The organism is Mesorhizobium sp. B2-4-2 (assembly GCF_006442845.1).
Taxonomy (GTDB): Bacteria; Pseudomonadota; Alphaproteobacteria; order Rhizobiales; family Rhizobiaceae; genus Mesorhizobium.
Map to the genome: position 1 here is coordinate 153,082 of NZ_VFVM01000009.1, position 25,585 is coordinate 178,666.

21 protein-coding genes are annotated in these 25,585 nt (G+C 63.6%); 11 read left to right on the forward strand and 10 right to left on the reverse strand.

Annotated elements, in window-relative coordinates; genetic code table 11:
- Positions 1–387: 387 nt before the first annotated feature.
- Entirely contained in the window at positions 388–690 is a 303-nt protein-coding gene (locus tag FJ942_RS20645; protein WP_140498645.1) for a DUF982 domain-containing protein, read from the reverse strand.
- A gap of 328 nt (positions 691–1,018) precedes the next feature.
- On the opposite strand from FJ942_RS20645, the gene FJ942_RS20650 reads away from it, so the two are divergent.
- A complete protein-coding gene (locus FJ942_RS20650) occupies positions 1,019–2,476 on the forward strand; it encodes an NCS1 family nucleobase:cation symporter-1 (protein WP_140560958.1) in 1,458 nt (485 codons plus the stop codon).
- Positions 2,477–2,543: 67 nt separating this feature from the next.
- On the opposite strand, the gene FJ942_RS20655 is transcribed toward FJ942_RS20650, so the two are convergent.
- The 5 genes from FJ942_RS20655 to tpiA form a co-directional block, all read right to left on the reverse strand.
- Positions 2,544–3,095, reverse strand: coding sequence for a DUF1697 domain-containing protein (locus FJ942_RS20655; protein ID WP_140557176.1), 552 nt, complete (start codon positions 3,093–3,095; stop codon positions 2,544–2,546).
- Between the two features lie 26 nt (positions 3,096–3,121).
- Positions 3,122–4,759, reverse strand: a complete 1,638-nt coding sequence (locus tag FJ942_RS20660) for a CTP synthase (RefSeq protein WP_140898786.1) — start codon at positions 4,757–4,759, stop codon at positions 3,122–3,124.
- A gap of 212 nt (positions 4,760–4,971) precedes the next feature.
- Positions 4,972–6,096 (reverse strand): L,D-transpeptidase, encoded by a 1,125-nt coding sequence (locus FJ942_RS20665; protein ID WP_140560957.1) that lies wholly within the window; start codon positions 6,094–6,096, stop codon positions 4,972–4,974.
- 330 nt (positions 6,097–6,426) lie between these two features.
- The gene (gene secG, locus FJ942_RS20670; RefSeq protein WP_140658184.1) at positions 6,427–6,903 is read right to left on the reverse strand and encodes a preprotein translocase subunit SecG; all 477 of its coding nucleotides are present in this window, start codon (positions 6,901–6,903) and stop codon (positions 6,427–6,429) included.
- A 171-nt stretch (positions 6,904–7,074) separates the two neighbouring features.
- Positions 7,075–7,842 carry a triose-phosphate isomerase gene (tpiA, locus tag FJ942_RS20675; RefSeq protein WP_140498652.1) on the reverse strand — a complete coding sequence of 256 codons (768 nt, stop codon included), beginning with the start codon at positions 7,840–7,842 and terminating at the stop codon, positions 7,075–7,077.
- Between the two features lie 143 nt (positions 7,843–7,985).
- Between tpiA and FJ942_RS20680 the strand changes: the two genes are divergently transcribed.
- The 5 genes from FJ942_RS20680 to glp are packed head-to-tail and all read left to right on the forward strand — an operon-like array spanning position 7,986 to position 13,410.
- Positions 7,986–9,878, forward strand: coding sequence for a SurA N-terminal domain-containing protein (locus FJ942_RS20680; protein WP_140658182.1), 1,893 nt, complete (start codon positions 7,986–7,988; stop codon positions 9,876–9,878).
- The gene (gene trpD / locus FJ942_RS20685; RefSeq protein ID WP_140515367.1) at positions 9,875–10,885 is read left to right on the forward strand and encodes an anthranilate phosphoribosyltransferase; all 1,011 of its coding nucleotides are present in this window, start codon (positions 9,875–9,877) and stop codon (positions 10,883–10,885) included. The genes FJ942_RS20680 and trpD overlap by 4 nt, the downstream gene beginning before the upstream one ends.
- A 4-nt stretch (positions 10,886–10,889) precedes the next feature.
- Positions 10,890–11,702, forward strand: coding sequence for an indole-3-glycerol phosphate synthase TrpC (gene trpC, locus FJ942_RS20690; protein WP_140669935.1), 813 nt, complete (start codon positions 10,890–10,892; stop codon positions 11,700–11,702).
- Positions 11,703–11,704: 2 nt separating this feature from the next.
- A complete protein-coding gene (gene moaC / locus FJ942_RS20695; protein ID WP_140557169.1) occupies positions 11,705–12,205 on the forward strand; it encodes a cyclic pyranopterin monophosphate synthase MoaC in 501 nt (166 codons plus the stop codon).
- Positions 12,205–13,410 (forward strand): gephyrin-like molybdotransferase Glp, encoded by a 1,206-nt coding sequence (glp, locus tag FJ942_RS20700; RefSeq protein WP_140498662.1) that lies wholly within the window; start codon positions 12,205–12,207, stop codon positions 13,408–13,410. The genes moaC and glp overlap by 1 nt, the downstream gene beginning before the upstream one ends.
- Positions 13,411–13,425: 15 nt before the next feature.
- Here the strand turns inward: glp and FJ942_RS20705 are convergent, their stop codons facing one another.
- The gene (locus tag FJ942_RS20705) at positions 13,426–14,256 is read right to left on the reverse strand and encodes an alpha/beta hydrolase (protein WP_140632812.1); all 831 of its coding nucleotides are present in this window, start codon (positions 14,254–14,256) and stop codon (positions 13,426–13,428) included.
- Positions 14,257–14,424: 168 nt separating this feature from the next.
- Between FJ942_RS20705 and FJ942_RS20710 the strand changes: the two genes are divergently transcribed.
- Positions 14,425–16,050, forward strand: a complete 1,626-nt coding sequence (locus FJ942_RS20710) for an AMP-binding protein (protein ID WP_140515363.1) — start codon at positions 14,425–14,427, stop codon at positions 16,048–16,050.
- Positions 16,047–16,883, forward strand: a complete 837-nt coding sequence (kynA, locus tag FJ942_RS20715; RefSeq protein WP_140498668.1) for a tryptophan 2,3-dioxygenase — start codon at positions 16,047–16,049, stop codon at positions 16,881–16,883. The genes FJ942_RS20710 and kynA overlap by 4 nt, the downstream gene beginning before the upstream one ends.
- A gap of 63 nt (positions 16,884–16,946) precedes the next feature.
- Here kynA and kynU read toward each other — a convergent pair whose 3' ends face one another.
- Both kynU and FJ942_RS20725 read right to left on the reverse strand, forming a co-directional pair.
- Positions 16,947–18,194, reverse strand: a complete 1,248-nt coding sequence (gene kynU, locus FJ942_RS20720; RefSeq protein ID WP_140564529.1) for a kynureninase — start codon at positions 18,192–18,194, stop codon at positions 16,947–16,949.
- Complete coding sequence (locus tag FJ942_RS20725) at positions 18,191–18,868, reverse strand: TetR/AcrR family transcriptional regulator C-terminal domain-containing protein (protein WP_181167302.1); 678 nt, start codon at positions 18,866–18,868, stop codon at positions 18,191–18,193. Before FJ942_RS20725 ends, kynU begins: the two co-directional genes overlap by 4 nt.
- Before the next feature lie 452 nt (positions 18,869–19,320).
- On the opposite strand from FJ942_RS20725, the gene lexA reads away from it, so the two are divergent.
- Entirely contained in the window at positions 19,321–20,064 is a 744-nt protein-coding gene (gene lexA / locus FJ942_RS20730) for a transcriptional repressor LexA (RefSeq protein WP_140498674.1), read from the forward strand.
- Here lexA and FJ942_RS20735 read toward each other — a convergent pair.
- Positions 20,058–22,508, reverse strand: a complete 2,451-nt coding sequence (locus FJ942_RS20735) for a ComEC/Rec2 family competence protein (RefSeq protein WP_140898788.1) — start codon at positions 22,506–22,508, stop codon at positions 20,058–20,060. The two genes, lexA and FJ942_RS20735, sit on opposite strands and share 7 nt — an antisense overlap.
- 103 nt (positions 22,509–22,611) lie before the next feature.
- On the opposite strand from FJ942_RS20735, the gene gltX reads away from it, so the two are divergent.
- Complete coding sequence (gene gltX / locus FJ942_RS20740; RefSeq protein ID WP_140584440.1) at positions 22,612–24,036, forward strand: glutamate--tRNA ligase; 1,425 nt, start codon at positions 22,612–22,614, stop codon at positions 24,034–24,036.
- A gap of 182 nt (positions 24,037–24,218) precedes the next feature.
- On the forward strand, positions 24,219–25,547 hold the full coding sequence (gene gltA, locus FJ942_RS20745; protein WP_140498678.1) for a citrate synthase: 1,329 nt from the start codon (positions 24,219–24,221) through the stop codon (positions 25,545–25,547).
- Positions 25,548–25,585 lie beyond the last annotated feature (38 nt).

The following is a 25,585-nucleotide window of genomic DNA, read 5'->3' on the forward strand; positions in this document are numbered from 1 at the left end:
AAGTAGGCAAGCCCCTCGCTCGAGCAGTAAGTCTGAAGGCGGTCCTTCTGCGCCTGCCAAATCCTATGGCCTGAAGTGCTGTCTTCTCGTTTTTTCGAGTGCTGGGCGAAATCGCTCCAAGAAATCGGAAGCTTGCACCCCCTTGCTACACCGCAGGAGAGCGGCACGCCGTTTTGCGACCTGGTCGATAGTCTTTCAACTGCGGCGAACAAGACGGGGGACCGCCTTTCCAGGATTGGCTGCTTTCCGAAGTTGCCGACCACAAGCAGATGGTGGCCATCCTGGGCCGCGCCGCATTAGGCGTTCGCCGACGCCATGGCAAACGGACAAACAGCCGATCGGCGCCGGGGGTCGGCGCCGATTTTCGACTACAGCCGGTTCAGAACGTTACCGCCGCAGCGCGTACACGCGCCCAGCTGGCTCGCTGCCCACCGACAAGGCCATGTCGTCATCCAGAAGCCGCGTGATCCGGGCGAAGCCGGTGAACGCCTTCCTGGCTTCTTCAGCCGACATCTGCCCCGACAGGGCGGCCGCGCAGCAGTTCAGCGCGCATTGATAGACAGGGCCACGTCGCCCGGTCGGCCATTTACGCAAAAACATCATGGCCTCGGCAACACTGTCGATTTCCTCGATAGGGTGTCCCTGCCCGCGTGAAATCCGCACGGGCGAAAAAAAATGCAAATAGTCCATCATATCCTCCCGCTCGGTCGCGACGTGTTCGACCGAACCCCATCAAACGCGCCATCATCCACTTGGTTCCATAAAAAACGTACGCTTGGCAAAAAAAGGGCAGGTTTGCCCGCCGCGGCTCCGATGTCGTCGCGCCGGCGCTTGAAAGCGCCACGAACCCGACTCGCCGATCAGAGGGCAAGCATCATGCCGCGCGACAATGGCGATCCCCATTGAATATCTTTAAGGCCAAAGCCGGCAAATCAGCCGATTGCCCCTTCCCTCGCGTCAGGCGTAACCTTGACGGTCAACGCGTGAGGGCGCGTGCTGCAAGAAGGGGACAATTGCAATGACGATACAAGGCGCATCGCCGGATCTATATAACGAAGATCTCGCACCGGCCAAGATACGAAACTGGGGACCATTCTCGATCTTCAACGTCTGGACGTCGGACGTGCACAGCCTCTGGGGTTATTATCTCGCCGCCAGCCTTTTCCTGTTCTGCGGCGGTTTCGTCAACTTCATCATCGCCATCGGCATCGGCTCGCTCGTCATCTACGCGCTGATGAACATGGTCGGCTATGCCGGCGTGAAGACCGGCGTGCCTTACCCAGTGCTCGCCCGCGCCTCGTTCGGCATATGGGGCGCCAACATACCGGCGCTGGTGCGCGCCATCGTCGCCTGCTTCTGGTACGGCGCACAGACGGCGGCCGCTTCCGGCGCCATTGTCGCGCTGCTGATCCGCTCGCAATGGTTCGCCGATTTCAACGCCAACACCCATTTCCTCGGCCACTCCGGGCTGGAAGTGATCTGCTTCGTGGTCATCTGGGCGCTGCAGCTGCTGATTATCCAGAACGGCATGGAGACGGTGCGCCGCTTCCAGGATTGGGCCGGGCCAGCCGTGTGGGTGATGATGCTGATCCTGGCCGTCTATCTCTGTGTCAAAGCCGGGACCTTCGCCTTCACCAGTGACATTCCGATGGAGGTGCTGCTCGAAAAGACCAAGGATGCGGGCGTGCCAGGTGCGCCGGGATCGTGGACGTCGCTGTTCGCCGTCGCCGCGATCTGGGTGACCTATTTTTCGGCCCTCTATCTCAACTTCTGCGATTTCGCCCGCTATGCACCGGACAAGGCATCGCTGCGCAAGGGCAATATCTGGGGCCTGCCGATCAATCTCATCCTGTTCTCGCTGGTCGCTGGCGTCACCACCATTGCCGCTTACGACGTCTATCACGAGGTGCTGCTGCACCCCGACCAGATATCGGCGAAATTCGGCAGCTGGTTCCTGGCCGCGCTCGCCGCCTTGACCTTCGCGGTGGCGACGCTCGGCATCAATGTCGTGGCCAACTTCGTCTCGCCGGCCTTCGACTTCTCTAACGTCTTCCCGCGCCAGATCGACTTCAAGAAGGGCGGCTACATCGCGGCACTGATCGCGCTCGTGCTCTATCCCTTCGCGCCTTGGGAAGGCAGCGCTGCGTCCTTCGTCAACATCATCGGTGCGACGATGGGGCCGATCTTCGGCGTCATGATGGTCGACTACTACCTGATCCGGAAGGGCGAGGTCGACGTCGAAGCGCTTTATCGCGAGGACGGCGAGTTCCGCTTCCAGGGCGGCTGGCATGTCAATGCCTTCATCGCTGCCGGCATTGGCGCCGTCTTCTCCTCGATCCTGCCGAACTTCACCAACTGGCTGCCATCCTGGTGGGGCGTCTATGGCTGGTTCTTCGGCGTCGGGATTGCCGGCATCATCTACTACGTGCTGCGCACCGCGGCCGTGGGTGCCGGCGCCAAGACGGCGAAGGCCTGAAATGGGGCAGTAGGCAGGAAAGGTAGGGAAAGCAGACGGCTTCCCCCTACTGCCTACTGCCTACTGCCTACTGCCTACTGCCTACTCCTACCATCTCGGCCAATCGGCGCACCGTGTTCCAGTTGCGCGACGTACCGACGCCCAGGCGTTTGTGATTGGCGGCCGCGAGCAGCCGTGAACTCGGTCGTGCCCGCGAAAAGACGACCCAGATGTCGCCGCCGCGTGACATCACCTTCTCATCGGCGGCGGCATAGGTCTCGAGCGCCGCCGCCGCATCATCGGGCACGGGCTTGCGCATTATCCGGACCGCCACCTGGTCACCGGTCTCGGCGGATTCAGCCGGAAACGGATTGCCGGCCGCGAGCCTCAGCCAATCTTCGGCAGCGCGCACGATGATATCGACATGGCGGCCGAAAGCTTTTTTGAAGGCGGCTTCCAGACGCTGCTCGAGACCGGCGACGTCCGTCGCCGGCGCCTCGAAGACAAGATTGCCCGTCGCCACGAGCGTACGGACATTCTTCAGCCCGAGGCCTTCCGCCATCGCCCTCAGGTCGGACATCACGACCCGGCGCCCTTCTCCCAGGACGATGCTGTAGAGAAGGGCGACATAGGTCTGCATCGGTTGCCGAACCCCGCCTGGCGCGCCTATACCAGGCGCGATTGTTCGACCGCCGCCTCGATGAAGCTGGCGAACAGCGGATGCGGGTCGAGCGGCCGGCTCTTCAGCTCGGGGTGGTATTGCACGCCGATGAACCAGGGATGGTCGGGGTATTCGACCGTTTCGGGCAGCACGCCGTCGGGCGACATGCCGGCAAACACCAGGCCGCAATCCTCCAGCCGCTGCTTATAGTCGATATTGACCTCGTAGCGGTGGCGGTGACGCTCGGAGATCTGCGTGTCACCATAGATGTCGGCGATCTTGGAACCCTTGGCGAGCTCGGCCTGATAGGCGCCGAGCCGCATCGTGCCGCCGAGATCGCCGGTTGCCCGGCGCTTCTCCAGCATGTTGCCCTTCAGCCACTCCGTCATCAGGCCGACGACCGGCTCCTGGGTCGGGCCGAACTCGGTCGAGGAGGCCTCATCGACTCCGGCCAGGGACCGCGCCGCCTCGATACAGGCCATCTGCATGCCGAAGCAGATGCCGAAATACGGCACCTTGCGCTCACGCGCGAACTTCGCCGCCAGGATCTTGCCTTCCGAGCCGCGCTCGCCGAAACCGCCGGGCACAAGGATGCCATGCACCTTTTCCAGCCAGGGCGTCGGATCCTCCTTCTCAAAGATTTCCGATTCGATCCAGTCGAGCTTGACCTTGACGTGGTTGGCCAGACCGCCATGCGACAGCGCCTCGATCAGCGATTTGTAGGCGTCCTTGAGGCCGGTATATTTGCCGACGATGGCGATGGTCACCGCGCCTTCCGGATTGTGGATGCGGTTGGACACGGCCTGCCACGGCTCCATGCGCGGCTTCGGCGCGGGGTCGATGCCGAACGCGGCCAGCACTTCCGAATCGAGCCCTTCCTTGTGGTAAGCCATCGGCACGTCGTAGATGTGCGGCACGTCGAGCGCCTGGATGACCGCGCTCTCCCTGACATTGCAGAACAGCGACAGTTTTCTACGCTCTTCCTTGGGAATGGCCCGGTCGGCGCGGACGAGCAGGATGTCGGGCGCGATGCCGATACCGCGCAGCTCCTTGACCGAATGCTGGGTCGGCTTGGTCTTCAATTCGCCCGCGGTCGGGATATAGGGCATCAGCGTCAGATGCACATAGACGGCGTTGTTGCGCGGCAGGTCGTTGCCGAGCTGGCGGATCGCCTCCAGGAAAGGCATCGCCTCGATGTCGCCCACGGTGCCGCCGATTTCGCACAGCACGAAATCATAGTCGTCATTGCCGTCGAGGACGAAATTCTTGATCTCGTCGGTGACGTGCGGGATGACCTGCACGGTGGCGCCGAGGTAGTCGCCGCGCCGCTCGCGCTCGATGATGTTCTTGTAGATGCGGCCGGTGGTGATGTTGTCCTGCTGGTTGGCGGAACGGCCAGTGAACCGCTCGTAATGGCCAAGATCGAGATCGGTCTCGGCGCCGTCATCGGTGACGAACACCTCGCCATGCTGATACGGCGACATCGTGCCCGGATCGACATTGAGGTAGGGATCGAGTTTTTTGATGCGTGCGCGATAGCCCCGCGCCTGCAAGAGAGCCCCTAGGGCCGCTGCGGCAATGCCTTTTCCAAGTGAGGAAACCACGCCGCCTGTGATGAATACATATCGCGCCATGGGAGTCATCGCTTAACGCGGCCGGATTGATTCCGCCAGAGAAAAAACCGCCGCTAAGGCTTTTTCCCAAGAAGGCGCTCGAACCGTGATCCGAAAATGGGATCCGGTTTTCGGATAGGCCCATGTCGAACGGGCTGGCCCGTTCCACTGGAACGCGACCAAGAGCGAGGCAAAACAAAAGGGCCGGCTGAACCGGCCCTTTTGGCAAGCTGCTGCAAACGTCAGATGATGACGACCTTGGTGCCGACCTTGACGCGGCTGTAGAGGTCCATGACGTGCTCGTTCATCATGCGGAAACAGCCATTGGAAGCGCTGGTTCCGATCGACTGCGGCGCGATGGTGCCGTGGATGCGCAAATGCGTGTCCTTCTTGCCGTCATAGAGGTAGATGGCGCGGGCGCCGAGCGGATTCTGGCCGCCGCCGGGCATGCCGTCCTTGTACTGGGCATAATGCTTGGGCTCGCGCTTCTGCATGTCCAGCGTCGGGATCCAGCGTGGCCACTCCTGCTTGTCGCCGACCGCCACGGTGCCCTTGAACTGCAATCCTTCGCGGCCGACCGCGATGGCGTAGCGGCGGGCGGTGGACGATGATTCCACCAGATAGAGCCGGCGGGCACTGGTATCGATGACGATCGTGCCGGCCTCGTAACCGGTGAATTCCACGTCCTGTGGCACGAACTCCGGCTTTACCTTGAACGGCTTCTTGGCGTTTTTCCTGGCGAGCGCCGAATCCAGCGCACGGGTCTCAGGCAGATAGTTGATCGAGGACGATGCCATCTGGCCGCCAAACAGTCCGGCGAACAGGCCGCCGCCGGTGCGCTGCTTCTGGCCAGGCAGCTCGCTGCGCAATTCGCCATTATTGCCGGTCAGCGCAACGTTCATCACCTCGGCCGATTCCGGTTCGGCCGAAGGAATCGGCTCGATCGGCGTCAACGGCTCGATGATCTTCGTGACATTCTTGGCCGGCTTGGCCGCGGCCACTTCGGTCGCCGGGGCAGTCTTGCCTCTCTTGGCCAGGAACGCCTGCCGTTCCGCCTCGGCCTTCGCTTTCGCCGCTTCGCGCATCGCCATCTTCCTGGCTTCCAGCGCCTTGGCCTTGGCGGCTTCCTTGTCGGCAACGATCTTGGCCTCGATCTTTTTGATCTGGGCGAGATCGTCCGGTGTCGGATTTTTCTTCTTCTTGAGAAGCCTCAACTGCGCCGCATCGCTCTTGGCTGCGACGTTGATGGCGTCGGTCTTGCCGACCGACTGATTGGCGGCCAAATTGGCTGGCACGCCGGCGAAAGCCGGGGAGCTCATGCCGAGTGCGGCGCAAAGTCCCAGGAAGATGAAGCTGCGAAGCTGCATGGCGAAGATCCGATCGTTCAATATTTGTTGCCCACGGCGTCGCCCGGCGTCCCCCAAGGACACCGAAAATGCCGCGCGCAATCTATAGTCGAATAAGCGCGGGCGCCTCAAGCGCGAGGCCGCTGCACTTCCCGTCGAATCTTCGTGATGCCGCCGCATTTGCCGCGACTGTGGTCAAACGACAACAGATCGGCTGAGTGTAAGAGATCAGAGCGGGCCGAGGGCCCGGCAGCGAGAGCCGGAACCGAGCGCAGTTCGGTTGTAACGACGCAGAATGCCGGCGTTCGCACGCCGGCGCTCCCTGTCAGATAGCCCTTGAACGAACCCGGATTACTGGTTCGGCACCTGCGGGGCCGCGGGCGCGGTGCTGACGCCGTTGGTCGCCGGCGACGTCGAGCCGGCGGCGGGCGGCGCGGCCGGAGCATTGGCTGGCGGCGTTGTCGCGGCTCCGTTGCCGGAAGGCGGCGTCGGCGCCGCGTTGCCTGAAGGCGGCGTCGGGGTGGTCGTGCCAGGCAATTGGTTGAGTACGCCCTTGCCGGCGCCGTCCGATGTTGCGGGAACGCGGTCGAGAATGTCGATCGGCTTCTCGCCGTAGCGGGCAATGATCGACAAGGTCAGCGACGTCACGAAGAAAGCGGCCGCCAGAATCGCCGTCGCCCGGGTCAGCGCATTGGCGGCGCCGCGCGCCGTCATGAAGCCGGATCCGCCACCAATGCCAAGGCCGCCGCCTTCGGAGCGCTGCAGCAGCACAACGCCGACAAGGGCCAGAACGACCATGAGATGGATGACGATCAGTACGGTTTGCATAGTTTATCCTGGCAATGCCCTGCCCGGCCGCGGACACGACCGGGGAATTGGAGGCGGCTCAATACAATGCTTTCACGGCATTTCCAAGCCCGTGGCCGGAATATGGGAAGCAAGGCGTCCTTTACAACGATTTCCCGTGCGCCGCGCCCGCTTCGGCGCCGCGCGAAGTCATCAGGAGATGCTGCGATAGGCTTCCGCGATGCCCAGGAAGTCGGCCGCTTTCAGGCTGGCCCCGCCAACCAGCGCGCCGTCGACATTCCTGACCCCAAGCAGTTCCACTGCATTGGACGGCTTGACCGAACCGCCATAGAGAATGCGCATCTTGCCCGCGGCGGCGCCGAGCTTCTCCGACAGTTTTTCGCGAATATGCGCATGCGCTTCGGCTACATCGGCGACGGTCGGGGTCAGGCCGGTGCCGATCGCCCACACCGGCTCATAGGCAACGATCGTGTTGGACGCGGTAGCGCTTGCCGGCACCGAACCGGCAACCTGGCGTGACAGCACGTCCAGCGTCGCGCCCGCTTCGCGCTCCTGCCGCGTCTCGCCGATGCAGACAATGGCCACAAGCCCGGCGCGCCAGGCTGCGGAGGCCTTGGCCTGAACTGTCGCATCATCCTCGCCGCGCTGTTCGCGGCATTCGGAATGGCCGACGATGACGTGGGTCGCGCCCGCATCCTTCAGCATCTCCGCGGAGATGCACCCGGTATAGGCGCCGCTCTCCTTGGCGTGGCAATCCTCACCGCCGGCATGAACCGGCGTACGCGACAGAATCTCGGCGGCATGGGCGAGCAAGGTCGCGGGAACGCAGACCAGCGCCTCGGTGTCTGCGTCGAGCCCGCTCATGAAACCGTTGCCGATCATCCTGAGTTCGTTGAGCGAGGCGCTGGTACCGTTCATTTTCCAGTTGCCTGCGACGAGCGGGCGAATTCCTGGCGTCATCGTTTGCTTCTCCGGGTGACATTCGGCTGGCGTTCTCACTACCAAAATCAAGCCACAAAGCAATCGACAGTGGACCGGAAGGGCGCTATTGCGCTTGTTTCAGACTCGGCGCATCCGAAAATGCGCATAAATCGGAAGTAACGATGCTTGGTATATTGAGAAGCGCGGCGGGCACCTGGGTCGCGAAGTTACTGCTTTCGCTGCTGGTGGTCAGTTTTGCGGTCTGGGGCGTATCGGGACGGCTGATGGGTGGCCTTGCCGGCCACGATTCCGTCATCACGGCCGGCGGCACCAAGGTGTCGATCAACGAATACCGCCTCGCCTATGACCGCCAGCTCGCCGTCATGTCGCAGCAGTTCGGTCAGCGCCTCACCCACGAACAGGCAAAGGCGCTCGGCGTCGACAACCAGGTGTTGGCGCAGCTTGTTTCGGGCGCGGTCCTCGACGAACAGGCTCGCAAGCTCGGCCTTGGCCTGTCCAAGGACCGGCTGGCGGAACTCACCCGCGAGGATCCGGCGTTCAAGGGCCCCGGCGGACAGTTCGACCGGAGAGCCTTCGAATACAGGCTGCGTGAGGTCGGCATGCGCCCGGAGGATTATTTGAAGAATCGTGCCCAGGTCGCGGTGCGCCAGCAGATCGTCGAGGCGGTTTCGGACGGCCTCAAGGCGCCTGACACCTTCTTCAAGGCGGTGGCCCTGTACCGTGGCGAGGATCGTACGGTCGACTATCTGACCTTGCCGAAGACGCTGGTCGAACCCATCGAGGCGCCGAGCGACAGCGCGCTGCAGGCCTATTTCGAGGCCAACAAGAAGACCTATGCCGCGCCCGAATACCGCAAGTTTTCCTATGTCAGGCTCGAGCCGCAGGACATCATGGACACGAGCTCGGTGACCGACGCCCAGGTCAGCGACGACTACAACAAGAACAAGGCGCGCTACACCACTCCCGAGATGCGCACCATAGAGCAGCTTGTGTTCAAGACGCCGGACGAGGCCAAGGCCGCGCTCGATTCGTTGAAGTCCGGCGCAACCTTCGACAAGCTCGTCACTGCGGAAGGCAAGACCCCGGCCGACACGCTGCTCGGAACGCTCGCCAAGGACAAGATCGCCGACAAGGCGGTCGCCGACGCTGCTTTTGCGCTCAACGTCAATGAGGTCAGCCCTGTCGTGCAGGGTGCCTTTGGTCCCGTGCTGCTGCGCGTCACCGAGATCAAGCCCGAAGTCGTGAAGCCGCTGGCCGAAGTGTCGGACCAGATCCGCAAGGACCTGGCGCTGGGCGAGGCAAACCGCATCCTTCTGGACGTGCATGATAATTACGAGGACAGTCGCGCCGCCGGCAGTTCGCTGGCCGACGCCGCCGCCAAGCTGAAGCTGAAGGTCGTCACTGTCGACGCGATCGATCGCAGTGGCCTGCGGCCCGATGGCTCCATCGTCAAGGATCTGCCGGAATCGCCGGCCCTGATCAAGGCTGCCTTCGATGCCGAACCGAATACTGAAAACGAGGCGCTGACCACGGCCGATAACGGCTTCATTTTCTATGAAGTGGCTTCGATCACGCCGGCCCGCGACCGCACGCTGGACGAAGTTCGCCAGAAGGTCGTTGCCGACTGGACCGCGGCCGAGACGGCCAAGCGGCTGACCGCCAAGGCGCAGGAGCTGGAAAAGCGGCTCAAGGCCGGCGCAACGCTCGACGTCATTGCCGGCGAGCTCAAGCTGGAAAAGCAGACCAAGCGTGGCCTGAAGCGCGAAGCCGACGACGCCGATTTCGGCAAGGAAGGTGCAGCGGTGATGTTCGGCGTCGGCGAAGGCGGCACCGGCTTGATCCCCTCTCCCACCAGCGACGCGCAAATCCTGTTCAAGGTCGCCGAGGTGTTCGAACCCGCCGGGGCCGATGCCAGTTCGGTGCCCGAGGACGCGCGCAAGTCCTTCACCTCCGGCATGTCGGACGATCTGCTCGACCAGTTGGTGGCGCAGTTGCAGACGCAGTACGGCGTCCGCGTCGACCAGGCTGCCGTTGCCCAAGCCTCGACAAGATGAGCGCGCTGAAAACCCATATCGCCAAGGTCGCGACCGGCACCGCCCTGTCCTTCGACGAGGCGCGCGAGGCCTTCGACATCATCATGTCGGGCGATGCTACGCCCGGCCAGATCGGCGGCTTCCTGATGGCGTTGCGTGTGCGCGGCGAGACGGTGGACGAGATTTCGGGCGCCGTCGCCACCATGCGCGCCAAGATGCTTCGCGTCGACGCACCTGTCGGCGCCATCGACATCGTTGGCACCGGCGGCGACAATTCGCACTCCGTCAACATCTCGACGGCATCCGCTTTCGTCATCGCCGCCAGCGGGGTTCCGGTCGCCAAGCATGGCAATCGCGGGTTGTCTTCGCTGACCGGTGCGGCCGACGTCCTGACCGCGCTCGGCGTCAAGATCGACCTCACGCCGCAGGCCATCGGCCGCTGCATCCACGAGGCTGGTGTCGGCTTCATGTTCGCGCCGGCACATCACCCGGCGATGAAGCATGTCGGCCCGACCCGCGTGGAGCTCGGCACCAGGACCATCTTCAACTTGCTCGGTCCGCTCTCCAACCCGGCCGACGTGCGCCGGCAGATGGTCGGCGTATTCATGCCGGAATGGATCATACCGGTGGCCCAGACGCTGAAGGCGCTGGGCACCGAGCATGCCTGGGTCGTTCATGGTGACGGCTACGACGAGATCACCACCACGGGTGAAACGCATGTCGCCGAACTGATCGGCGGCGAGATCCGCACCTTCACCTTGACGCCCGAAGCGGTTGGCCTGACCCGTCACACCAAGGAAGAACTGCGCGGCGGCGACGCTGCCTACAACGCCGAGGCGTTGCGCGCTATGCTGGGTGGCGCCGTGGGCGCTTTTCGCGACACCGTGCTGATGAACGCCGGCGGCGGCTTGGTGGTGGCGGGCAAGGCGACGACGCTCGCCGACGGCATGGCGACGGCGGTGCAAGCCATCGACAGCGGCCGGGCGCTGCAGGTGCTCGACCGGCTGGTCGAGATTTCGAACGGTTAGACAGATGTCGGACATCCTGCGCAAGATCGAGGCCTACAAGCGCGACGAGATCGCGACGGCCAAGGCGCGCGTGCCGCTGGCCGAGATCAAGGCGCGGGCGAAAGACACTGACGCGCCGCGCGGCTTTCTCACGGCGCTTGAGGCGAAGCGCAGATCCGGCGGCTTCGCTCTGATTGCCGAGATCAAGAAGGCAAGCCCGTCCAAGGGCTTGATCCGCGCCGACTTCGATCCGCCAGCGCTCGCGCGGGCCTATGCAAAGGGCGGCGCCGCCTGTCTTTCGGTGCTGACCGACGCACCGTCTTTCCAGGGCGCGCCGGAATTTCTCACCAGGGCAAGAGCCGCCGTCACCCTGCCCGCGCTGCGCAAGGATTTTCTGTTCGATCCTTATCAGGTCCATGAAGCTCGCGCCTGGGGGGCGGACGCCATCCTGATCATCATGGCCAGCGTAGATGATGATTTGGCGAGCGAGCTTGAAGCGACGGCATTCGAACTCGGCATGGATGCGCTGATCGAGGTCCACGACGAGGCCGAGACGGAGCGCGCACTGAAGCTGTCGTCGCAATTAATCGGCATCAACAACCGTAATCTGCGGACATTCGAGACCCGTCTCGAAACCTCGGAACGACTGCGGGCGATGATTCCGGGCGGTTACTTGCTGGTCAGCGAAAGCGGCATCTTCTCTCATGACGACTGCCTCAGATTGCAGAAGAGCGACATCGGCACCTTCCTGGTCGGCGAAAGTTTGATGCGCCAGCAGGATGTGACCGCGGCAACGCGCGCGCTGCTCACCGGCAAGGCAGCGGCCGAGGCCGTCTGACGATGACGGCCGCCCTCACCCATCTCGGCCCGCAGGGCCAGGCCAACATGGTCGATGTTGGCGGCAAGGACGAAACGACGCGCACCGCTGTCGCCGAGGGTTTCGTCTCGATGCGGCCCGAGACGCTGAAGATGATCCTGGCCGGCAATGCCAAGAAAGGCGATGTGCTGGGCACCGCGCGCATAGCCGGCATCATGGCAGCGAAGAAGACGCATGAGCTGATCCCGCTCTGCCATCCGCTGCTCTTGACCAAGGTCTCCGTCGACATTGAGCCCGATCCTGCCCTGCCCGGACTGAAGATCATTGCGCTGGCGCGCGTCACCGGCAAGACCGGCGTCGAGATGGAAGCGCTCACCGCGGCTTCGGTTGCCTGCCTGACCATTTACGACATGGCCAAGGCGGTCGACCGTGCCATGGTCATCACCGGCATCCGGTTGGTCGAAAAGACCGGCGGCAAGTCGGGCGACTACAAAGCCGCTGGCGAGGATGGGGCGGTCGCCTGATGGCGCTGCTTCCGGTCGCAGCAGCGCTCGAACGCCTGCTGGAGGGTGCTGCGCCGCTTGCGAGCGAAAGCGTTTCGCTCCTCGAGGCCGTGGATCGCGTTCTCGCGGAACCGGTGGTGGCGTTGCGCACCCAACCGCCCTTCAACGCCTCTGCCATGGACGGATACGCGGTCCGCGCTGTCGATGTCGCGTCCGTGCCGTCCCGGCTTTCGGTGATGGGCGTGGCGGCGGCCGGGCGCGGCTTTGACGGCGCCGTCGGCAAGGCGCAGGCCGTGCGCATCTTCACCGGTGCTCCGCTGCCGCAAGGCGCAGACACCATCGTCATCCAGGAAAACGTTCGTGACCTCGGCGGCGGCAGCATCGAGGTGGTCGAACCGACGGCCGAGGGGCGCAACATCCGCCGCTTCGGGCTCGATTTCTCCGAGGGCGACATCCTGCTGGAAAAAGGCCGCGTGCTCGATCCGGCAGCACTGTCGCTTGTCGCCTCGGCCAACCATCCCCGGGTGGGCGTCGTAAAGCGGCCGCTGGTTGCCATCATCGCCACCGGCGACGAGCTGCTGCCGCCCGGCAGCGAACTCGGCCCCGACCAGATCATTTCGTCAAACGCCTATGGCGTCGCCGCCGCCGCGCAATCGGTCGGCGCGCATGCGCTTGATCTCGGCATTGCCGCTGATCGCGAGGAAGCCATCGCGGCGCTGGTCAGGAAAGCGGTCGCGGCCGGCGCTGATGTCGTCGTCACGCTTGGCGGCGCCTCGGTCGGCGACCACGATCTGATCCATGACGTGCTGACCGGCGAAGGCATGACGCTCGGTTTCTGGAAGATCGCCATGCGTCCCGGCAAGCCGCTGATGTTCGGCCGCCTCGGCGACATCAGGTGCATCGGCCTGCCCGGCAATCCGGTGGCGAGCCTCGTCTGCTCGCAACTGTTCCTGAAACCGCTCCTGGCACGCCTCGGCGGCCGCGATTTCCGGCAAGATATTCGTCAGGCAAGGCTGGGCGCCGCCATGCAGGCCAATGATCTGCGCCAGGACTATGTGCGGGCGGTGGTCAGGCAAGAGGCCGGCATGCTGGTGGCAACCCCTTTCAGCATCCAGGATTCCTCGATGCTGAGGATACTGGCCGACGCCAACGGACTGATCGTGCGCGAACCGTCTGCGTCCGCCGCGGCTGTAGGAAATGCCTGCAGCGTTATAATGCTGAGGTGAAGTTTCGCCGTTTTTCTACTCCGCAAGCAAAGTTCGTGTCAGCGGATGGACCGGATCAGCCAGGCCTTCGACAATGTCGTAATGATGTCGGTCCGGCTCGACCACCGCGCTCGTGACGGCACCAAGCCCTGTCCAGATATTGGCCAGCAAGGCGTTCTGGCGCAAGAACTCGGACCGCTCGCCGCCTCCGGCCCAGCACGTGACGCGAGCGCCATCCATGGGCCGCAGCAGCGCCGGGCTTTCCGTCAGCGCCTCGGCTTCATCGATTTTCAGCGCCGCGTTCATGCCGGTGCGCATAAGCGGACGCAGGTCATGCAGGCCCGAAATCGAAACGACGTGGCGTACGCGCCTTGCCACGCCGGCCGCCAGGGGCGTTGATGTCGTCGCCATGCGGCTGGCGAGATGGCCGCCGGCCGAATGCCCGGTCAGCATAAGCGGTCCCCCGACCATCGCCGCCGCCTTGCCGATCGCCGCGCCGATCTCGTGGGAGATGCCGGCGATGCGTATGGCGGGGCAGAGCGTATAGGACGGCATCGCCACGGCAAAGCCGCTGTCAACCGAGCCCTTGGCGAGATGCGACCAGCTATCCTTGTCGGACTCCAGCCAGTAGCCGCCATGGATGAACACGACGAGCCCCTTGGGTGCCCCGGCGGGAAGGAAGAGATCGAGCCGGTTGCGCGGCCTGTCGCCATAGGCGATGTCGAGCTGAGCCCTGCCCTTTGCCGCAAGCGCATCGCGAAATGCCTGCGCCGGTTCGACCCATGCAGCTGGCCAGCGATCGCTGCCGGCGATGTTGGCGCCGTTGGCGTAGGCATTGTCCCAATCGGCAATGCGATGTTCGAGCATCGGCACCCTCCCCCGGACGGCATCGTTTCAGCCGATAGCAATGGCGATCGACAGCGGCAACGTCAATGCTCCGGGGGGCAAAACATTTTAGGCTTGAAACAAATTTCGACTGGTGCGATCCTGTGCCTTGTTCAGCGATGGGCGTGAGGCAGACAGGGGCAGCCGAAAATGCTTGGGCCATCAGCGCATATCGACACGTTCACGCGCGATAACCTGCCGCCGCCGGATCAATGGCCGGACTTCCTGCTCGACGGCTTCGACTATCCCGAACGGCTCAATGCCGGCGTCGAACTGACCGACAGGCTGGTCGAGAAAGGGTTGGGCGACCACACCGCGCTGATCGGCAACGGCCGCCGCCGCACCTACAAGGAATTATCCGACTGGACGAACAGGCTGGCGCATGCGCTGGTCGAGAATTACGGCGTCAAGCCAGGCAACCGGGTGCTGATCCGCTCGGCCAACAACCCCGCAATGGTGGCCTGCTGGCTGGCCGCCACCAAGGTCGGCGCCGTCGTGGTCAACACGATGCCGATGCTGCGCGCCGGCGAACTCGCCAAGATCGTCGACAAGGCCGAAATCACCACAGCGCTGTGCGACACCAGGCTGATGGACGAGATGACCGCCTGCGCCAAGGACAGCGCGTTCCTCAAGCAGGTCATCGGCTTCGACGGCACCGCCAACCACGACGCCGAACTCGATCGCGCCGCCCTCGACAAGCCCGTGACGTTTACCGCGGTGCAGACCGGGCGTGACGACGTCGCCCTGCTCGGCTTCACCTCAGGCACGACAGGCGTGCCGAAGGCGACGATGCATTTTCACCGCGACCTCCTGATCATCGCCGACGCCTACGCCCGCGAGATCCTGCAGGTGACGCCTGACGACATCTTCGTCGGCTCGCCGCCCCTGGCCTTCACCTTTGGCCTTGGCGGGCTCGCCATCTTCCCGCTGCGTTTCGGCGCCGCGGCGACGCTGCTGGAACAGGCAACGCCGCCCAACATGGTCCACATCATCGAAACCTACAAAGCGACGATCTCCTTCACCGCGCCCACCGCCTATCGCGCAATGCTCAAGGCCATGGACGAAGGGGCCGATTTATCGTCGCTGCGCGTCGCCGTTTCGGCCGGCGAAACCTTGCCGGCGCCGGTGTTCGAGGAATGGACTGAGAAAACCGGAAAGCCGATCCTTGACGGCATCGGCGCCACGGAAATGCTGCATATTTTCATCTCCAACCGCTTCGATGACATGAAGCCTGCCTCCACCGGCAAGGCCGTTGGCGGCTATCAGGCGCGCGTCGTCGACGACGAAATGCGCGAAGTGCCGCGCGGCACCGCGGGCAGGCTCGCGGTGCGGGGACCGACCGGCTGCCGCTACATGGCCGATGCCAGGCAGAGCGACTATGTCCGCGACGGGTGGAACCTCACCGGCGACACGTTCTGGCAGGACGAGGACGGTTTTTTCCACTTCGCAGCGCGCTCCGACGACATGATCGTCAGTGCCGGCTACAACATCGCCGGCCCAGAGGTCGAAGCGGCGCTGCTGGCGCATGCCGATGTCGCCGAATGCGCGGTGGTGGGCGCCGAGGATGCCGAGCGCGGCCAGATCGTCGAGGCTCATGTGGTGCTCGTGCAAGGCGTGGCGCCAGACGCAATGACCGTCAAGCGTCTGCAGGATCACGTCAAGGCCACGATCGCGCCCTACAAATATCCGCGCTCGGTAAAATTCATCGCCGCTTTGCCCAAGACGCAGACCGGCAAGATCCAGCGCTTCCGGCTGCGCGCGGAGAAGATCAATTGAGCAAGCCCTACGACCCGTCCGCCGAGGGCGCGGAAATGTCGTTCAAGGAGCGCATGTCCTACAGCGACTATCTGCATCTGGAAAAGGTGCTCGAGGCGCAGGAGCCGCTTTCGTCAGCCCATGACGAGATGCTGTTCATCATCCAGCACCAGACATCGGAACTCTGGATGAAGCTCGCGCTGCACGAAATCGGCGCCGCAATCCGCTCCATCCGCGCCGACCGTCTCGAACCGAGCTTCAAGATGCTTTCGCGCGTCGCCCGCATCTTCGAGCAGCTCAACAATGCCTGGGACGTGCTGCGCACGATGACGCCCAGCGAATACACCGAGTTCCGCGACGCGCTTGGCCAGTCCTCGGGCTTCCAGTCGTGGCAGTACCGTGCCATCGAGTTCATGGCCGGCAACCGCAATCTCGCAATGCTCGGACCGCACAAGCACCGGCCGGACCTCAGCGAGAAACTGGAGGCGATCCTGGCGCAACCGTCGCTCTACGACGAGGCGCTGCTGCTGCTCGCCCGTAACGGCTTCGACATCGGTGCCGACGCAAGGCGTACGGACTGGCGCGAAACGCGGACCGAGAACGAAGAGGTCCTTGTCGCCTGGCAGATCATCTACCGCGACCCGCAGCGCTACTGGATGTTCTACGAACTCGCCGAGAAGCTGGTCGATTTCGAGGATTATTTCCGCCGTTGGCGCTTCAACCACGTCACCACGGTCGAGCGCATCATCGGTATGAAGCGCGGCACCGGCGGCACATCGGGCGCGTCCTACCTGAAGAAGATGCTGGAGGTGGAGTTGTTCCCGGAGCTGTGGAAGGTCCGCACCCGGCTCTGACGTAGCTTTGCCGACTGCATATCGTTATCCCGAACCCACTGCGCTTTTCTGAGCGACAGGCTCTTAAGTCACCGCCGCCTTGACGGCGAAACGCGCCTCCTGCCACGCGTCCGTGCGCAAAATGTCTTCCAGCACCTCGACAGCCTGCCAGACATCGACATAGCCGACATAAAGCGGCGTAAAGCCGAAGCGAATCGTGGATGGCGCGCGGAAATCGCCGATCACGCCGCGCTCGATCAAGGCCCGCATCACCTGATAGCCATGCGGGTGGAGGAACGAAACCTGGCTGCCGCGCTCATTGCCATCGCGCGGGCTTTCGAGTTCGAGGCCGTAGGCGCCGCATTTTGCCTCGACCAGTTGGATGAACAGATCGGTCAACGCCATGCTCTTCCTGCGCACCTCTGCCATGTCGACGTCGTTCCAGACATCGAGCGCCCCTTTGAGCGCGCGCATCGACAGCACAGGCTGCGTGCCGCAGAGAAACCGGCGGATGCCTGTGCCGGCAGCAAAACCCTGTTCGAAGGCGAATGGCCGCGCATGGCCCCACCAGCCGCTGAGCGGCTGGCGGACATCGCCATGGTGGCGCTCGGCCGCGTAGATGAAGGCCGGGGCACCCGGGCCGCCATTGAGATATTTGTAGGTGCAGCCAACGGCGAAATCGGCATTCGAACGGTCGAGCTCGACGGGCAAGGCGCCGGCGGTATGGCAGAGATCCCAGACAATCAGCGCGCCGGCATCATGTGCCGTCCGCGTCAGCGCGGCCATGTCGCGTAACTGCCCGGATTTGTAGTTGACGTGGTTGACCAGGATGACCGCGACCCGCTCGTCGATCAGTTCTTCTATGGTCGGCGCATCGACACCCTCGAGCCGCAGCACCGTGCCCGGCCGCGTCGAGGCAACGCCTTCGGCCATATAGAGATCGGTCGGAAAGCTGTCCCCCTCGGCGATGATGACTGACCTGTCCGGCCGCATCCCGAGTGCCGCATGCAGCACCTTGTAGATGTTGATCGAGGTGGTATCGCAGACCACCGTCTGGCCGGCGGCGGCCCCGATCAGGCGCCCGAGTTGGTCGCCGAGTTCGACCGGCATGTCGAACCAGCCGGCGGTGTTCCAGGCGCGGATGAGATCCTGCGCCCACTCCTGCGTGGCGGCCTTCTGCAGCTCGCCGAACACGGCTGGCGAAGCGGCGCCCAGCGAATTGCCGTCGAGATAGATCACCCCCTGGGGCAAGGTGAAGCGGTCACGCATGGCACGCAGCGGATCCGCGGTGTCCATTGCCTCGATCGCTGCGAGATCGGGAATTTTGCTCATGGTCGCGATGTTCCTCGGTGAGAAGAGCGCCCTGGAAACGGGCCGGCTGTTTTGCCGCCCGGGCAAGGGCTGGCCGCATAGAGGCGCAAGAACAGGGTGAACGCCCGGTTCGATCTTTGCTCGATTTCCGCCCGAGGCAGTTCCTCGAGCACCCCAACGATCCGGCGAACCTGGAGATCGCCGATCAAAAGACTGATGTAGATGTCGGCGGCTTCGGCAGGATCGTCACAGGCGATCGGGCCGGCCCGACTTGCGGTTCGAAGCAGGTCGCCAACAAGCGGCATTATGGTATTGCGGCCGAATTGCGCGATCGATTGGCCAAGCGTGCCTGTATCGTTGACGTCGCCGGCCGCGGCGCGATTGAGCGCCACCGCCTTGTCGCCCGTCACGAGGGTCAGCAGGACTGGCCCGAGCAAGTTCAGGGTTTCGAGCGGATCGCGCGCCTGGTGAAGGGCGTCCTCCAGCAGCTTCCTTGCCTCTCCCGCATTGGCTTCGATCAAGGATCGAAACAGGGTCTGCTTGTTGCCGTACCAGTTGTAGAGGGTTTCGTTCGAGGCCGATGCCCGCTTGGCGATAGCAAGCAGGGAGGCGCTCTTGTAGCCGGCTTCCCGGAGCACCGCATAGGCGGCCTCCTCTATCCGTTCGCGTCGCGCGGCCTGCTTCGGCGTGGTCATTGGTGTTCCTCTTCGAAAACCGTACATTATTATACGGTTTCGTCAAGCGAACGAACGAACGCAGCCCGTCGCGACCAGTGGTGGTGTCTGGCCGTTTTCCGGCGGAAGTTGGCATTTTGGTTTCGTTTCGTTCACGAGCCGCAGGGGTTTCTAATCCGCCCAAACGCACCCCGCACCTGCCGGTCACCCAGCTTGCAGGCTTGTGCCAAGAGTGGAGACCGGTCGGGCCACAGGCCATTAACCAAAATAGTTTCAAAGGGCCTGGGAGCGCATTGACGACGGACCGCGCTGGCAGGATGCTGGCTGCGGGAGGGCATTTCGTTTCCGTCGCCTTAACAAATTCATTAAACTTTAAATGGTTGCGGAACACAACTGGAACAGATAGTGTTTGTTCTGGGTTTGTTTTCTGATTCTGGTTCCAGACCCTTCGTGCAATGCCTTTGGGGGCCGCCATGCTCACGCGCAAGCAACATGAACTCTTGATGTTCATCCATGAACGGCTGAAGGAAAGCGGCATTCCGCCGTCCTTCGACGAGATGAAGGAAGCGCTGGACCTCGCCTCCAAGTCGGGAATTCATCGGCTGATCACGGCGTTGGAGGAGCGCGGCTTCATTCGCCGCCTGCCCAACCGGGCGCGCGCGCTGGAGGTGCTGCGCCTGCCGGACTCGATCGCGCCGGGTCTTAACGCGGCAAAGAAGTTCTCCCCGAGCGTCATCCAGGGCAGCCTCGGACAGGGCAGCAGCCCTAGCCGGCAGATCAAGCCGGCGACGTCTTCGCGTCTGCCCGCTGCCGGCAATGACGACGACGCGGTTTCAGCGGTGTCGATCCCGGTCATGGGTCGCATCGCAGCGGGTGTGCCGATCGACGCCATCCAGCATCAGACGCATTCCATTTCAGTGCCGCCTGACATGATCATGGGCGGCGAACACTATGCGCTGGAGGTCAAGGGCGATTCGATGATCGAGGCCGGCATTTTCGACGGCGACACGGTCATCATCCGCAATGCCGACACCGCAAGTCCCGGCGAGATCATCGTGGCCCTGGTGGACGAGGAGGAAGCAACGCTGAAGCGCTTCCGCCGAAAGGGTGCTTCGATTGCGCTCGAGGCTGCCAATCCGGCCTATGAAACACGTATTTTCGGACCGGACAGGGTCAAGGTGCAAGGCAAGCTGGTCGGCCTGATCAGGCGCTACTGAGCGGGGTCGGCGGTGGGCTTTTCGGGTTTACGGTAAGGCGGCAGTCCCCTTGCCTCGCGTGAGAATTTCCGCTGTTCGTGCCAAGGCCGATATGGCCTGTCGACGGCAAAGCTGACCCGTGCCGGTGCCGTCGCCGATTGCTGGTCGAAGAAGACGGCGGCACTTCCCTTACGAGCGAGCTGCCGCTTGGTGATGACGAGAACCAGCGGATTGTGGCAGGGATCGTAGCCCGCGGGGTCGTTGATGACGATCAGATCCGCATAGGAGCAGGCCCTCCAGGCGTCCTTGCGATCCTCCACCTGCGCGATGATCGCCCCCGAGGTATGCCGGGCCATGCACAGGCCCGTGAAGCAATAGAAAGGCGCTCCCGCCGGAAGTTGCGCGGGATCGAAGATGTCGAACTGTCGGTCTCCGCTGTCGAACAGTTCCGGCGCAACGATGGTTTCGGACTTCAGCGCGCGTTTCCAATTATCGACGGTGAATTCGTTCGGGCGCGCCCGGTTGATCGCGAGCTCGCCGCCGCCGATCGGCAACGCCACCAGGCGGGCATCCTCCGAAATCAGCACGTCCGGCGTGCGCGTGTCCGAGACGGTCAACAGGCCGGCGAGCGCGAAGGGAAGTGCCGCCAGCCGCAGCCATGTCGTGGCCATCGTCGCGATGACCAGGGCGATCGCCACCAGAAGGACGGATTGCTGCGAAATCAACCCGACCGCGTCGACCGGCGAGCGTTGCGAGATCCATCCTGATATGGCGATCATCGCGGTCAGTCCCTTGCCCATCAGATAAAGGGATGGTCCATCGAACCCGAACGGCATCAGCAGCGCGCTGGCAACCGCAAGGAACATCACGACAGAAACGATCGGCATGACGGCAAGATTGGCGAACAGGCTGAGCGGCGACACGCGCTGGAAATGCCAGATGGCGAAAAGCGCCGTGGCGCTTCCCGCGATAATCGAGGTCATCGCCAGCCCACCTGTCGCCAGCAGCAATTTTCGCGTCAGCAGGCCAGGCAAGGTCCGTTGCGGCGGCGGGGTCCGCGCTTTGTCGGCTTTGCGATCCGACCAGCCGGCATAGGCGCCGACCAGGGCCGCGGTGGCGGCGAACGACATCTGGAAGCTCGGCCCTACCACCTCGTGCGGCGACACCACGATGACGGCGATCGCCGAAATAGCCAGATTGCGCATGGTGAGTGCCGCCCGATCGAACAGAACGGCGATCAGCATCACCGCCAGCATGATGAAGCTGCGTTCGGCGGCGACAACGACGCCCGAAATGACGAGGTAGGCGGCGATCGAGAAAAGTGCCGCCGCGGCCGCGTATTTCTTGACCGGCCGGCGGGAGGAAAAATTCGGGAACAGCGCGAAGCCGCCACGCAGCAGACCCATGACCGTGCCGGCGACCAGCGCCATGTGCAGCCCGGAAATTGAGATGATGTGGTAGATGCCGGTGCGTCGCATCGCTTCATTGATCTCGTCGGGAATCCCGGCGCGCACACCCACGATCAGCGCCGCGGCGATCTCGCCCTCGGCACCGCCGATGCTGCCCCTGATATGGTCGGCAATGCTTTCGCGAGCACTCTCGATGGCGGCTGAAAGGGCGGCCCACAGCGGCCTGTCATCGGCTGAGACGATTTTGGGGTTGCCGAGAAAGAAGCCGCTGGCGCCTATGCCGGCGAAGTAGCTGTCGAAGGAAAAGTCGTAGCTGTCCGGCCGCACCGGTCCGGTCGGCGGCAACAGCCTGGCATAGCCGGTCACGAGCGAACCGGCCGTCACTTCAGCCGGCACCTTGCGTGCCGAAAGGCGAACGCGCTCCGGCGCGTAGAGTAGTTTCGGCCGCGCGGTCGATGTCACATCGATGGTCAGCCGGATGCGCCCGGTCTCCATCTGGTCGACCGAAACGACGCGGCCGGTGATTTGCGTGGAGATTTCCGAGCCCAGCATCCGCGTTCCCGCTCGCCACGTCTCGACTTTGCCGGCGAGCATGCCGAGCGCGCACAACAGCGCCGCCATGAAGCACAGATGCGTTTTCGGCCATGAGCGTGAAACGAGCGCGCACAGCGACATCAGGATCGCGACCGCGACAGGCTTGGCAAAGCCCGGCTCCGCCGCCAGCGAAAAATAGGCGATCGATCCGCATGCCAGGAACACCGGCACGAGCAGGAAGGCTATGCCCCGATCGAGTTCGAGCTCGGACGCTCTGGCCACGCCGTTGCGCAGACGAGGCCATGAAGCACGGCCGAACTCACGGCGCAGACGCACGGCCGCGCCGGCTGCGGGAATGCCGGGCGGCGTGGAAACATCCGCCGGCGGCGACTTGCCCGGCTGCTGTAGGGGCGACAACGCCAGCGGCAATGAGGCGGGCGCGGGCGTGGCAAAAAAAGAGCGTTCGCTGACGCCGGCAACGACGTCCTCGCCTTCCTCCGCGCCCCTGCCCGCTCCAGCCATCGGGTCTGCCCCTTGCGCCCTCGACACCCTATGCTACATGAACGCGCGACGCGCGAAAGTGCGTGTGATCCGCACCCCGCTCCAGACGTTTCCCGAGAGTTGTATGTCCGACAAGGTTGTCACCCGTTTTGCCCCCTCGCCCACCGGCTACCTGCACATCGGCGGCGCGCGTACGGCGCTCTTCAACTGGCTCTACGCCAAGCACACCGGCGGTACGATGCTGCTGCGCATCGAGGACACCGACCGCGAGCGCTCCACCGATGCGGCGACAGCAGCCATTCTCGAAGGACTGACTTGGCTCGGCCTCACCTGGGACGGCGACGCCGTCTCGCAGTTCGAGCGCGCGCCGCGCCATCGCGAGGTGGCCGAGGAGCTGGTGCGCATGGGCAAGGCTTACTACAGCTACGAGACCCCTGCCGAGCTTGAGGCAATGCGCGACGCGGCGCGGGCCAAGGGCCTGCCGCCGCGCTATGACGGAAGCTGGCGTGACCGCGACCCTTCGCAGGCGCCTCCTGGCGTCAAGGGCGCGATCCGCATCAAGGCGCCGACCAAAGGCGAGACGGTGGTGCATGACCGTGTCCAGGGCGACGTGCGCTTTCCCAACAAGGATCTGGACGACTTCATCATCCTGCGCTCGGACGGCAATCCGACCTACATGCATGCCGTCGTCGTTGACGACCACGACATGGGCGTCACCCACATCATCCGTGGCGACGACCACCTGACCAATGCCGCCCGCCAGACCGTGATCTACAACGCCATGGGCTGGGATGTGCCTTCAATGTCGCACATACCGCTGATCCACGGCGCCGACGGCGCCAAGCTGTCGAAGCGGCACGGCGCGCTGGGCGTGGAGGCCTACCGCGCCATGGGCTACCTGCCCGAAGCGCTGCTGAACTATCTGGCTCGGCTCGGCTGGAGCCACGGCGACGATGAGATCATGTCGATCCAGGACATGATCGCATGGTTCGACATCGGCGATGTGAACAAGGGCGCCGCCCGCTTCGATTTCGCCAAGCTGGAGGCGCTGAACGGCGTCCATATGCGCCGCATGGGCGATGCCGAGCTGTTCGATATCTTCATTGCCACCTTGCCCTATCTCGAGGGCGGCCCGGCGATGGCCGCACGCCTCGACGACAAGAACAGGGCGCAGTTGCTGGCAGCGCTGCCGGGCCTGAAGGAGCGCGCCAAGACGCTGGTCGAACTTGTCGACGGCGCCGCCTTCCTGTTAGCCGCGCGGCCACTGCCGATCGACGAAAAGGCAGCCCTGCTGCTCAATGACGAGGCGCGCAAGATTTTGCGTGGCGCTCGCGACGCCCTCGAGGCGGTTTCAGGCGACTGGACGGCGGCCTCGACTGAAGCCGCGATCCGGGACTATGCGACGGCCGGCGGCCACAAGCTCGGCGCCGTCGCCCAGCCCTTGCGCGCCGCCTTGACCGGCAAGAGCACCTCGCCCGGCGTGTTCGACGTTCTCGCCGTGCTTGGTCGCGAGGAGAGCCTGGCGCGCATCGCGGATCAAATCGATTAGGAGCAATCTGGCCCAAGAAGATTGGCATTGAAAGGCGCGTTTCGCAGTGCAACATTGAGCCTTGGCCCAATCTGGCACGCACTTCCTAAAATGCGGTCGCGAATACGCGCATTCGGTGACTTCGACGTGTCGCTTTGCAGAATTTGCCTTTGCCGGCATCAGGAAACAAGAAGGAGTTTGCAATGACCGAAGCTGCGACAAGACGGGAACTGGGCGGCAAGACCCAGGAAGCCACGGCAAAGCTGGAATTCGCCGGCAAGACGCACGAATTCAAGGTGCGAAGTGGTTCAGTCGGGCCTGACGTCATCGACATCGCCACGCTGTACAGCACCACCGGCGCCTTCACCTACGATCCCGGCTTCACCTCGACGGCGAGCTGCGAGTCCGAGATCACGTTCATCGATGGCGACGCCGGCATTCTCCTGCATCGCGGCTATCCGATCGACCAGTTGGCCGAACATGGCGACTTCCTGGAAGTCTGCTATCTCCTGCTCTACGGCGAACTGCCGACCAAGGCGCAGAAGGACGATTTCGATTACCGCGTGACGCGCCACACCATGGTGCATGAGCAGATGTCGCGCTTCTTCACCGGCTTCCGCCGCGACGCGCATCCGATGGCGGTGATGTGCGGCGTGGTCGGCGCGCTGTCGGCCTTCTATCACGACTCCACCGACATCTCGGATCCTTACCAGCGCATGGTGGCGTCGATGCGGTTGATCGCCAAGATGCCGACGATCGCGGCCATGGCCTACAAATACCATATCGGCCAGCCCTTCATTTACCCGAAGAACGAACTGAATTTCGCCGCCAACTTCCTGCACATGTGCTTTGCCGTGCCATGCGAGGAATACAAGATCAACCCGGTCCTGGCGCGCGCCATGGAGCGCATCTTCATCCTGCACGCCGACCACGAGCAGAACGCTTCGACCTCTACCGTTCGGCTCGCCGGCTCGTCTGGCGCCAATCCGTTCGCCTGCATCGCCGCCGGCATCGCCTGCCTGTGGGGCCCGGCGCATGGCGGCGCCAACGAAGCGGCGCTGAACATGCTCGGCGAGATCGGCCATGTCGATCATATTCCGGAATTCATCGCCCGCGCCAAGGACAAGGACGATCCGTTCCGGCTGATGGGCTTTGGCCACCGCGTCTACAAGAACTACGATCCGCGCGCCAAGATCATGCAAAAGACCGCGCATGAGGTGCTGGGCGAACTCGGCATCAAGGACGATCCGCTGCTCGACATCGCCATGGAACTGGAGAAGATCGCACTCACCGATCCCTATTTCATCGAGAAGAAGCTCTACCCCAATGTCGACTTCTATTCCGGCATCACGCTGAAGGCGCTGGGCTTCCCCACCACCATGTTCACCGTGCTGTTCGCCGTCGCCCGCACCGTCGGCTGGATCGCGCAGTGGAAGGAGATGATCGAGGATCCGCGCCAGAAGATCGGCCGCCCCCGCCAGCTCTACACCGGCGCGCCGGAGCGAGACTACGTGCCGATCGCGAAGCGGTAAAAAGGAAGAAGTGAATAAGTGAGTAGTCAGTAGTCAGT